8 protein-coding genes are annotated in these 10861 nt (G+C 69.5%); 4 read left to right on the top strand and 4 right to left on the bottom strand.

Going from position 1 to position 10861, the window contains the following annotated elements:
* The first annotated feature begins 453 nt into the window (after window positions 1-453).
* Entirely contained in the window at window positions 454-2502 is a 2049-nt protein-coding gene (locus KME78_RS67350) for a S9 family peptidase (protein ID WP_308127179.1), read from the top strand.
* Window positions 2499-3497 (top strand): L-glyceraldehyde 3-phosphate reductase, encoded by a 999-nt coding sequence (gene mgrA / locus KME78_RS29340; RefSeq protein ID WP_219532593.1) that lies wholly within the window; start codon window positions 2499-2501, stop codon window positions 3495-3497. Before KME78_RS67350 ends, mgrA begins: the two co-directional genes overlap by 4 nt.
* Here mgrA and KME78_RS29335 read toward each other — a convergent pair.
* Window positions 3466-5901 (bottom strand): lysylphosphatidylglycerol synthase transmembrane domain-containing protein, encoded by a 2436-nt coding sequence (locus KME78_RS29335; RefSeq protein WP_308127178.1) that lies wholly within the window; start codon window positions 5899-5901, stop codon window positions 3466-3468. The two genes, mgrA and KME78_RS29335, sit on opposite strands and share 32 nt — an antisense overlap.
* A 175-nt stretch (window positions 5902-6076) precedes the next feature.
* On the opposite strand from KME78_RS29335, the gene KME78_RS29330 reads away from it, so the two are divergent.
* Window positions 6077-8065: a molybdopterin-containing oxidoreductase family protein gene (locus tag KME78_RS29330; RefSeq protein ID WP_308127177.1), complete on the top strand. Its 1989-nt coding sequence runs from the start codon at window positions 6077-6079 to the stop codon at window positions 8063-8065.
* Here KME78_RS29330 and KME78_RS29325 read toward each other — a convergent pair.
* A complete protein-coding gene (locus KME78_RS29325) occupies window positions 8044-8502 on the bottom strand; it encodes a GNAT family N-acetyltransferase (protein WP_219532591.1) in 459 nt (152 codons plus the stop codon). The two genes, KME78_RS29330 and KME78_RS29325, sit on opposite strands and share 22 nt — an antisense overlap.
* Before the next feature lie 57 nt (window positions 8503-8559).
* On the opposite strand from KME78_RS29325, the gene KME78_RS29320 reads away from it, so the two are divergent.
* Window positions 8560-9477, top strand: a complete 918-nt coding sequence (locus KME78_RS29320) for a zinc-binding dehydrogenase (protein WP_219532590.1) — start codon at window positions 8560-8562, stop codon at window positions 9475-9477.
* Here KME78_RS29320 and KME78_RS29315 read toward each other — a convergent pair.
* On the bottom strand, window positions 9443-9895 hold the full coding sequence (locus tag KME78_RS29315; protein WP_219532589.1) for a hypothetical protein: 453 nt from the start codon (window positions 9893-9895) through the stop codon (window positions 9443-9445). The two genes, KME78_RS29320 and KME78_RS29315, sit on opposite strands and share 35 nt — an antisense overlap.
* Before the next feature lie 72 nt (window positions 9896-9967).
* Window positions 9968-10789, bottom strand: coding sequence for a class I SAM-dependent methyltransferase (locus tag KME78_RS29310; protein ID WP_219532588.1), 822 nt, complete (start codon window positions 10787-10789; stop codon window positions 9968-9970).
* Window positions 10790-10861: the final 72 nt, after the last annotated feature.

The following is a 10861-nucleotide window of genomic DNA, read 5'->3' as shown; positions in this document are numbered from 1 at the left end:
AAGGGAAAGAAATCCCAACCATATAAAGGAATCCGTCATCCACACCCGAAAGCATGGACATGACGGGGTTGTGCATCATGCACTGGCTTTTAACACACTGTTGAGTTCTCAAGAAACGGACGCGTACTCCCCAACCTGCGAGAGGCGCACATTTCGTTTTGTTCTTTCGTTGTGTCTCTATTCTTTCACCAGTCCGTTTTTCTGTCAAACTGACCGGACTTGCTTAGAATTTCGACCGCCTCTTCAATTTACCATCCCGTAGACCGGGTAGCGAATCGAAGCGACTGCCGCCCAGCACAGCGCAACGCACATCAAAGCCACCGAAGTGGAAGAGGTTGGTTGCGCCGCACCCTGGCGGCTTCTAAAGATTAGCAGCGCCTCCGACCACTCGAGACGCCTTCACTCCGATCAACGGCCACAGAACGATCACGGCCAGGAACATAGACTCCCCACGTGAGCAGCAACACACCGCCTGTGGCGAAGAAATCTCCAACTGAGCGCACCCATCACGGCGACACCGTGATCGACGAGTACGCCTGGCTTACCAATAAGGACGATCCCGACACGATCGCCTACCTGGAGGCGGAGAACGCGTTCCTCCAAGACCAGACCGCTCATCTCGGCGACCTCCAGGAGCAGGTCTTCCAGGAGATCAAGGGGCGCACCCAGGAGACCGACCTGTCGGTGCCGAGCCGCAAGGGCGCCTGGTGGTACTTCAGCCGCACCGAGGAGGGCAAGCAGTACGCCGTCTCCTGCCGCGTGCCCGCGGACGGCGAGACCCCGCCGGCGGTCACCCCGGGCGGGCGGCTCGACCAGGAGCAGGTCATCCTCGACGGCAACGAGCTGGCGGGCGACAGCCCGTTCTTCTCCGTCGGCACCAGCGCCATGACGCCCGACGGGACACTGCTGGCCTACTCCACCGACTACAAGGGCGACGAGCGCTTCACGCTGAGGTTCAAGAACCTCGAGACCGGCGAGCCGCTCGACGACGAGATCGAGAACGTCTTCTACGGCGGCGCCTGGTCGGCCGACGGGTCGGCGTTCTTCTACACGCGCGTCGACGACGCCTGGCGCCCGTTCCAGGTCTACCGGCACACGCTCGGCACGAGCGAGGACGTCCTGGTCTACGAGGAGACCGACGAGCGCTACTGGGTCGGCATCGGGCTCACCCGCAGCGAGAAGTACCTCGTGCTCGGCGCGGGCAGCAAGATCACCAGCGAGGTGCGGATCCTCGACGCGAACGACCCGACGGGCGAGTTCCAGGTCGTCCGCCCCAGGAAGACGGGTGTCGAGTACGGCATCGAGCACGCCGGTGACTTCTTCTACGTGCTCCACAACGAGGGCGCCGAGAACTTCGAGCTGGCCACCGCCCCGCTCGACGACCCCGGCACCTGGACGCCGCTGATCGCCCACAGCGCCGACACGAGGCTCCTGGAGATCGACGCGTTCGCCGGCCACGCCGTCGTCCACTTCCGCCGCGACGGGCTGACCGGGATCCGCGTCTTGCCGTACGAGGGCGCCGAATACGAGATCGAGTTCCCCGAGCCGCTCTACGAGGTCGGCCCCGCGGGCAACCCGGAGTTCAGCACCGGCCGGCTCCGGCTCGCCTACACCAGCATGATCACCCCGGCCAGCGTCTACGACTACGACCTGGCCACCCACGAGCTGATCCTGCTCAAGCAGCGCCCTGTCCTGGGTGGCTACGACCCGGCCGACTACGAGCAGTTCCGTGAGTGGGCCACCGCCGAGGACGGCACGCGGGTGCCGATCTCTCTCGTCAAGCGCAAGGACACGGCGAAGCCCGCACCCACCGTCCTGTACGGCTACGGCAGCTACGAGACCTCCATCGACCCCGGCTTCTCGGTCCCCAGGCTGTCCCTGCTCGACCGCGGTTTCATCTTCGCCGTGGCGCACATCAGGGGCGGCGGAGAGATGGGCCGCCGCTGGTACGAGGAGGGCAAGCTCACCCGGAAGAAGAACACCTTCACCGACTTCGTCGCGGCGGCCAGGCACCTGAAGGCGTCGGGCTGGAGCGACCGGGTCATCGCCAGGGGCGGCTCGGCCGGCGGCCTGCTGATGGGCGCGGTGGCGAACCTGGCACCGGAGGAGTTCGCGGGCGTGGTGGCCGAGGTGCCGTTCGTCGACGCGCTCAACACGATCCTCGATCCGTCGCTGCCGCTGACTGTGATCGAATGGGACGAGTGGGGCGATCCCCTACACAACCCCGATGTCTACGCGTATATGAAGAGCTACACGCCGTACGAGAACGTCGACGGCCGTCCATACCCTCCGATTCTCGCGATCACCAGCCTGAACGACACCCGGGTCATGTACCACGAGCCCGCGAAGTGGATCGCCAGGCTCCGGGCGACGGCCGGTGGCGGGCCGTTCCTGCTGAAGACGGAGATGGGAGCGGGACACGGCGGCCGGAGCGGGCGCTACGACGCCTGGCGCGAAGAGGCCTTCGCGCTCTCCTGGATCATCGAGAGAGGCACCGCATGACCTACCAGCCGGACGACAACCGTTACGAGCGCCAGCCGTACAACCGCAGCGGGCGGAGCGGCCTCAAGCTGCCGGCCGTCTCGCTCGGTCTGTGGCACAACTTCGGCGACAACCGGCCAATCGACAACTCGCGGGCGATCCTGCGGCGCGCGTTCGACCTGGGTGTCACGCACTTCGACCTGGCCAACAACTACGGCGTGCCGTACGGCTCGGCGGAGCGGAACTTCGGCGGGATCTTCCGCGAGGACTTCGCCGGCCACCGGGACGAGCTGGTCATCTCCACCAAGGCCGGCTACGACATGTGGCCGGGTCCGTACGGCGAATGGGGTTCGCGCAAGTACGTGCTCGCCAGCCTCGACCAGTCGCTGGGACGGATGGGGCTCGACTACGTCGACATCTTCTACAGCCACCGGCCCGACCCCGAGACGCCGCTGGAGGAGACGATGGGCGCGCTGGACCGGGCGGTGCGCTCGGGCAAGGCGCTGTACGCGGGGATCTCCAACTACTCCGCCGAGCAGACCGCGCAGGCCGCGCGGATCATGGCGGAGCTGGGCACGCCGCTGCTCATCCACCAGCCGTCCTACTCGATGATCAACCGCTGGATCGAGGACGGGCTGCTCGACGTGCTGGAGGAGGCGGGCATGGGGTGCATCGTGTACTCACCGCTCGCCCAGGGGCTGCTGACCGACCGCTACCTCGACGGCGTGCCCGCCGACTCGCGGGCGGCGACCAGCAGGTTCCTGAGCGCCGACCGGATCGACCGCGAGCTGGCGCGCGACCTCAACGAGATCGCCGGGAGCCGCGGCCAGTCGCTGGCGCAGATGGCGCTGTCGTGGGCGATCAGGGACCCCCGGGTGACCAGCGTGCTGATCGGCGCGAGCAGCGTGCGGCAGCTGGAGGACAACGTGGCCTGCGTCGACGGCCCGGCGTTCACTCAGGACGAGCTCGACGCCATCGACAAGGTCACAGGGCCTCGTGCCGCTGGAGGTAGGTGAAGGAGGCCCAGCCCGGCAGCACCGGCAGCCAGAACGTGAGCAGCCGGTGCAGCAGCACGGCCGACGTGGCCAGCTCGGCGGGCAACCCGGCCACGGTCAGGCCCAGCGTGAGCGCTCCCTCGACCGCGCCCAGGCCACCAGGTGTGGGCGCGGCCGAGCCGATCGCGTTGGCCGTGAGGTAGACGACGGCGACGGTGGTGAAGCCGATCTCGCCGCCGAAGGCCTCGACGCAGGCGTCGAGGCAGACGACGAACGCGATCGTGATCATCAGCGTGCCCACGCAGGCCTCGATCATCTTGCGCGGCGACTGCAGCACGTCGAGCAGCCTGGGCAGCACGTTGGCGAACAGCGAGTGCATCCGCCCGGTGATGAACCGGCGCAGCGGCGGCACCCCGAACAGCACCACGACCAGCACCGCCACGGCCAGCATCACCACGACCAGCCCGCGTGACGGGCTGAACGCGGTGGCGGTGTTGGACCCGGTGATGTAGGCGAACAGCAGCAGCAGCGCGATGTGGAAGACCATCATGCCGAGCTGCGAGGCGCCCACGCTGGCCACCGCGAGCGCCGGCGAGATGCCACGCTTCTGCAGGTAGCGGGTGTTGATCGCGACACCGCCGACGGCGGCGGGCGTGACGAGTTTGACGAACGAGGCCGCGAACTGGACCAGCACCGTCCGCCAGAGCGGCAGATGCTCGGGTACGAAGCCCCGGAGCATCAGCGCGGCGGCCACGAAGCTGACGAACGAGGCGACCAGCGCCAGCCCCGACCAGGCCCAGTTTGCGGTGGTGATGACCCGCATCAGGTTGACCTGGCTGAGCTGCGACAGCAGGAAGTAGGCGGCAAGCGTGCTGGCGATGATCGTGACCAGGGTGCGCGGCCGGAACCGCTCCAGCCGGATCTCCTCGACCTTGCCCTGCGGCTTGAGCGCGACGATGTGCTCGCGCAGCGCGGCGAGCGCGCCCTTGTCCTTCGACAGCGCCGATCGCGTCTCGCGGGTGAGGGCGATGCGCTGGAGCAGGGGCATCGCGGCGGCCAGCGCGTCGGGACCCATGACGGCGGCGGCGGCCCTGACGGATCGCTCGGCGCCGACACGGAGCGCCAGGTAGGTGAGCAGCTGCGCGACGTCGAGCCGGAGCAGCAGGTCGCCGGCGGCGATCTCGCCGCTGCGGGCGTCGGTGAGCACGACCCGGCCGGCCTGGTCGAGGTGGATGCTGTCGCCGGTCAGCCGCCGGTGGGCGAGCCGCTGGATCTGCAGCAGCTCGACCTGTTCCCAGATCTGCGCGAGCAGGGCGTCGTCGATGTCGGCGTCGGGCACGTCGTCGAGCGGGCGCGTCTCAAGGTGCTCATAGGCGAGCAGCGCGGCCTCGGTGCCGATCTCGCTGGTGCCGAGCAGGCGCGGCGTGCTCGCGCCCGCCGCCTGCGCGGCGTAGGCCATGAGCGCCTCGCGCTCCAGCTCGGCACGGAGCGACCTGATCGCCCTGCGTCTGGTCTCCGAGTTGAGCCGGATCCGTCGCCAGAGCCGGTACGGCAAGCCGGCGACCTGCCGGTCGCGGTCGAGCACGGTGACGTCGAGGCGGCTGGCGTCCTTGAGCCCGATGGCGTAGCGGCGGCTGCCCTGGTGGTCGTCCTCGATGCGGCGGGCCGAGACCGGGGAGAAGGAGAGCTTGCGGAGCGCGGCGATGACCGCGTTGCCGGGCGGCCGGGTGTTGGGGCTGCCCACGCCGTACAGGGTGCCGTAGCCCACGGCCATGCCGACCAGGACGGGCACGAACGCGCCCGGCAGCGTGATCTGCCGGCCGGAGAAGAGCGCGAAGATGTCGAGCGCGATCACCGTCCACATGAGCATGCGCCAGGTGGGGCGGCGCGAGATGCGCACGGCGGTGGCGTAGGCGACCACAGAGGTGAGCAGCGTGTTGAGCGGCTCGATGGAACGCCCGCCGGTCAGCAGCATGCGCAGGTCCTCGACGCTGCCTCCGATCAGCCACTGGCCGAGCAGGAACGAGCCGACCATGCCGATGATCGCGGCGATCAGGCCCTCGGCGACGCGCAGGCCGTCGCGGTGGAAGACGCGCTCGACGGCGAAGGCGACCGGCACGATGAGCACGGCCGCGCCGCCGAGGAAGGTCGCGACGCGGCTGAGCAGATCGGGGACGAGGGTGGCGCCCTCTTTGACGTCCGCTTCGAGTCCGTTGAGCGTCTGCTTCGCGACCAGGGAGATGAGGACGACCGCGGCGAGCACCACCAGCGTGGACATGAAGCGCAGCAGGTCCGAGGGCCGGCGCAGGCGCTGGGGCAGCAGCGGCTCGACTACGTAGACGTCCGGATGAGCGCGCGCTTCGTCCACGGCTGGATCCCCCTCCGCGAGGTCCTCCGCGTCATCACGTTCCCTGATTTCGGCCACCGACAGAGATTCTGCACCTTCCCGACCGACCGTACGATCTTTGGGTCCTGCCAATCCTTCACCTTTGATTTCTACCGCGAGTCGGAGCCTGCTGTGGCGTCCCATAACGCCCGGTGGAGTGACACGTAAGCTGTGTCGCATGTCGGGTGAATTGAGGGTTTTGGGGGCATGTCCATTGGACTGCCCGGATACCTGCTCTTGGATCGTCACCGTCGAGGACGGCAAGGCCGTGAAGATGCGCGGCAACCCGGAGCAGCCTTACACCAGAGGCGCGCTGTGCGTGAAGGTCAACCGGTATCTGGAGCACACCCAGGCGGACGACCGCATCCTGTACCCGCTGCGCCGTACCGGGCCCAAGGGGTCGGGGCAGTTCGAGCGCATCACCTGGGAGGAGGCGTTCGACGAGATCGGGACCAGGCTGCGGAGCATCGTCGACGAGCACGGCGGCGAGGCGATCTGGCCGTACGTGGGCACGGGCTCGCTCGGCTACATCCAGGGCGCCGAGGGCGTCGCCGGGCGCCGGTTCTGGAACATGCTCGGCGCGTCCAAGCACTGGCTGAACATCTGCGCCACGGCCGGCGGCGCCGGGCTGACCCTGACCAACGGCACGCCCGCCGGCATGGACCCCGAGGACCTCGCGCTGTCCAGGCTGATCCTGCTGTGGGGCACGAACACGCTGACCAGCGGGCATCACCTGTGGAAGTTCGTCCAGGACGCCCGCGCCGCCGGTGCCCACGTAGTGGCCATCGACCCGATCCGCACCAGGACCGCCGACCAGGCGGACCAGCACCTGGCGATCAGGCCGGGCACCGACGCCGTGCTCGCGCTGGGGCTGCTGAACGTGGTGCTCGCCGAGGGCGCCCAGGACGAGGAGTTCCTCGCCGAGCACACCCAGGGCTGGGAGTCCTTCCGCGCGGAGATCCTGGAGTATCCCGTCGAGCGGGCCGCGGAGATCACCGGCATCCCCGCCGCCGACATCCGCGAGCTCGGGATGCGGATCGCGCACACCCGGCCGACCGCGATCCGGGCCACGATGGGCGTCCAGCGGCACGCGGGCGGCGGCACCGCGCTGCGGACGATCAGCGCGATCCCCGGCGTCACCGGCGACTGGCGCCACCCGGGCGGCGGCATGGCCTACTCCACCAGCGGCCACGTGCACCTCGACATCGACACCCGCGACGACCTGCTGGCCAAGCCCGTCCGTACGCTGACCATGACCCGGCTGGCCTCCGAGCTGGACTCGGTGAAGTGCCTCTGGGTCTACGCCGCCAACCCGGTCGGCTCGACCTCCGACACCAACAGGATCCGGCGGCAACTGGAGCGCGAGGACCTGTTCACCGTGGTCATGGAGCACTTCCCCACCGACACGGTCGACTACGCCGACATCGTGCTCCCCGCGACCATGCAGACCGAGCACATGGACCTGCACGCGGGATACGGCCATCTCTACCTCCTGTGGAACGAGCCCGCCGTGGCGCCGCCCGGCGAGTGCCTGTCCACCGCCGAGACGTTCCGCCGCCTGGCCGCGCACATGGGCATGACCGAGCCGTCGCTGTACGACTCCGACCTGGAGCTGGCCGAGCAACTGCTGAGCAGCGGCCACCCGTCGCTGGAGGGCGTCACGCTGGACCGGCTGCGCAAGGAGGGCTGGGTGCGGATGAACTACCCCCGGCCGTTCACCCCGTTCGCCGACGGCTTCCCCACCGCCTCGGGGCGGCTCCGCTTCCCGCCGCGCGGCAAGGCGTACGTGCCACCCCATTCCCTGCGTACGGCCGGCGACTCACCGTACCCGCTGACCCTGGTGACACCGGCGGCGCACACCTTCCTCAACACGATCTTCGGCAACAACCCGGAGCTCAGGCGCCGGGCCAAGGACCCCGTGGTGCTGGTCAACCCGGCCGACGCCGAGGCGCGCGGGCTGGTGAGCGGGCAGCGGGTGCGGGTGCACAACGCGGGCGGCGAGTTCCTGGCCGACGTCGAGGTGAGCGACCGGGTGGCGCGTGGCGTGGTGGCCTCGCCGAAGGGGAGCTGGCCCAAGCACAACCCCGGCGGCGCGAACCCCAACACGGTCGTGGCGGAACGCGACGCCGACATGGGCCGGGGCCCCTCCTACCATGACAATCTTGTCGAGGTCAGCCCTTGTCAGCTCAGCGACAGTTTGTAGCCCTCGTGCGAGGCCTTGAAGCCGAGCGAGTCGTAGAACCGGTGCGCGTCGACGCGTGACTTGTCCGAGGTGAGCTGGACGATCGCGCAGCCCCGGGCGCGGGCCCGGTCGATCGCCCACCGCATCATCTCCCGGCCCAGCCCCTGGCCCCGGGTCGTGGCGTGGACCCTGACGGCCTCGATCTGGCAGCGCTCGGCGCCGAGTCGCGACAGGCCGGCCAGGTAGGTGAGCTGCATCGTCCCCAGGACCTTGCCCTCGCGCTCGGCGACGATCAACTCGTCGTAGGGGTTGGCGTCGATCCGCGCGAATGCCGTCAGGTACCGCTCATCGGCCGGATCTCCTTCGCGCTTGGCGCCGAGCGGGTCGTCGGCCAGCATCGCCACGACGGCGGGCACGTCTCCGGCACGAGCAGGGCGGATGGTCCAGTTTTCGTCCATGCCCGAATGATGCCGGACCGCTTGCCAGAATGATGTTCTATCGGGGAGGCTGTCCGGATGAAGGCGGTCGTCTGCACCGAGTACGGCAAGCTGGTCGAGCTCGTCGAGCGGCCCGATCCCGTCGCGGGTCCCGGCCAGGTGGTGGTCGAGGTCGAGGCGGCCGGGGTCAACTACGTCGACGGGCTGATGGTCGGCGGCACCTACCAGATCAGGCCGCCACTGCCGTTCACGCCGGGGTACGAGGTGGCCGGGCTCCTGGCCGACGGCACCAGGGTGCTCGCCATCACCGGGATCGGCGGCTACGCGACGCACGTGGTCGTTCCGGAGGCGCAGGCCGTACCTCTGCCGGAGGGCTTCGATCCGCGGACGGCGGCCGCGTTCGCGCAGAGCTACTGCACGGCCAGGTACGCGCTCAAGGAGCGCGCCGGGCTGCGGCACGGCGAACGGGTGCTGGTGCTCGGCGCGGGCGGTGGAGTGGGCCTGGCGGCCATCCAGGTGGCCAGGGCGCTGGGGGCCGCCGTGCTGGCGGCCGCGTCGACGCCGGAGAAGCGCGAGCGCGCGGCGCGGGCCGGGGCGGACGAGGTCATCGGCTACGAGGGGCTGAAGGCCGCCGCCAGGCGCTGGGGCGTGGACGTGGTGGTTGACCCCGTAGGGGGCGAACTGTCCGAGGAGGCGCTGCGCTCGCTGCGCGAGGGCGGGCGGCTCCTGGTCGTCGGCTTCGCCGGGGGCGGCATTCCGCGACTCCCCACCAACCAGGTGCTGCTGCGTAATCGGGCGGTGGTGGGGGTGGATTGGGGCGCGTGGTCGATGAGCCACGCGGCCGCCAACCGGCTGATGCTCCAGGAGCTGCTCACGATGCCCGGGATCGACCCGGCGCCACCGGAGACCAGGCCCCTGGAGGAGGCCGGACGGGCTATGGACGATCTGATCAACCGCCGGGTCACTGGGAAGATCGTGCTCGTCCCTGCATCGTGAGCGTCAGGACGCCGGCGATCAGATAGACCAGGGCGCCGTGCCAGAGCGACTCGAAGGCCGAACCGAACACACCCTCCCCGTCGAGCACCAGCTGCACCGGATAGTCGAGGACCGCCGTGATGGCGGCGGGCAGCAGCGCGAACCGCCACGGGTGCTTCAGCGCCCACAGGCGCGCCTGGCGGGTCACCCGGTCGCCCTCGTGCGGCTTGGACACGGCGCCGATGGCGGCGACCAGCGCGAAGACGCTGATCCCCAGACCGAGCGCCCAGACCAGGTCGGCGGAGCCGGGCAGGATCCAGCCCAGCCCGAAGCTGGCCGCGGCTGTAGCGCCACCGCCGATGGCGGCGGCCTTCCAGGGAGCGCCACGCAGTGCGGCGCCGGACAACGAGACCTCATCGCGTCGACTGATTTCGTTCATGTCCCTAGAGTGCCTTTTGACACCCCGCTATGGCATCGGGGACCTACCCTGAGCCTTCCCTGACATGCGGTATCAGCGTGCGGGTCGATCCCACCAGATCGTGACCCAGCGTTCGCGCGGGAGCGGCCACATGCCGAGTTCGAGGGCCGTCGCGCCGACCTCCGCCGAGCGCGACGGGTCGAGGCAGACGCGCAGGCAGACGCTCTCGGCCAGCTCCTCCAGGGAGCTGTATCGGTCCAGCGGCGCCTCGCGCTCCTCCACCCGTACGGGATAGCCGAGCGCCGCCGCCAGGGCCACGCAGTCCTCGGCGACGGGCCTGACCGGGCGGCCGACGTTGTGGAAGTGCTGCCACAGCGGCTCCATCCAGCTCATGGGATGGCGGTGCGGGAGTTCGAGCACGACGCGGCGCCGGGCGTGGTCGTTCAGCGCGCGCAGGAAGTCGGCCAGGTCCGGCACGTTGTAGATGACGTGCGCGGCGATCACCACATCGGCGACCGGCACCTGGTCGGCCACGTCGGGCCAGCGGCCGTGGACCGCGTTGAGCGGGACGCCGAGCTTGTCCGCCCTGAGGCTGAGCTCGTCGAGCATCCCGGCCGAAGTGTCGACCGCGTACAGCGTGGAGAGGCGGTCGTGCAGGGGGAGCGACGCGGCGCCGGCGCCCGCGCCGACGTCGAGCAGCGTGGCGCGCTCGCCCAGCGCCTCGATGAGGCGCGTCGCGGTGGGGCCGTCCTCGGGCTCCGCGAGCGCTCTGTCGGTGCGCGTGGCGAAGCGCGCCGGGGAATGACCCCACGGGTCGACCGGTGCCTTGGCCATGATCTCGGCGGGGATGGCCCAGGAATCCAGTCGCTCTCGCCACCGGGCGGCGAGTTCTTCGGCGTCCATGGAGATGAGCATGCCACGCATATTCATGGTTACTCGCGGGTAGCATTTCGAGTAAGGTTACTCGCCAGTACATAAAGCCCCCGG

It is taken from the genome of Nonomuraea guangzhouensis (genome assembly GCF_019396345.1).
Lineage (GTDB): Bacteria > Actinomycetota > Actinomycetes > Streptosporangiales > Streptosporangiaceae > Nonomuraea > Nonomuraea guangzhouensis.
The sequence above is the reverse complement of the archived record's forward strand: the minus strand, read 5'-3'. Positions and strand labels throughout refer to the sequence as shown.

What these genes read in the sequence shown, in the direction of transcription:
- KME78_RS29320 (WP_219532590.1), top strand. Translation starts at nt 8,560, where the DNA reads ATGAAGGCGGTCGTCTGCACCGAGTACGGCAAGCTGGTCGAGCTCGTC.
- mgrA (WP_219532593.1), top strand. Translation starts at nt 2,499, where the DNA reads ATGACCTACCAGCCGGACGACAACCGTTACGAGCGCCAGCCGTACAAC.
- KME78_RS29315 (WP_219532589.1), bottom strand. Translation starts at nt 9,895, where the DNA reads ATGAACGAAATCAGTCGACGCGATGAGGTCTCGTTGTCCGGCGCCGCA.
- KME78_RS29310 (WP_219532588.1), bottom strand. Translation starts at nt 10,789, where the DNA reads ATGCTCATCTCCATGGACGCCGAAGAACTCGCCGCCCGGTGGCGAGAG.
- KME78_RS29325 (WP_219532591.1), bottom strand. Translation starts at nt 8,502, where the DNA reads ATGGACGAAAACTGGACCATCCGCCCTGCTCGTGCCGGAGACGTGCCC.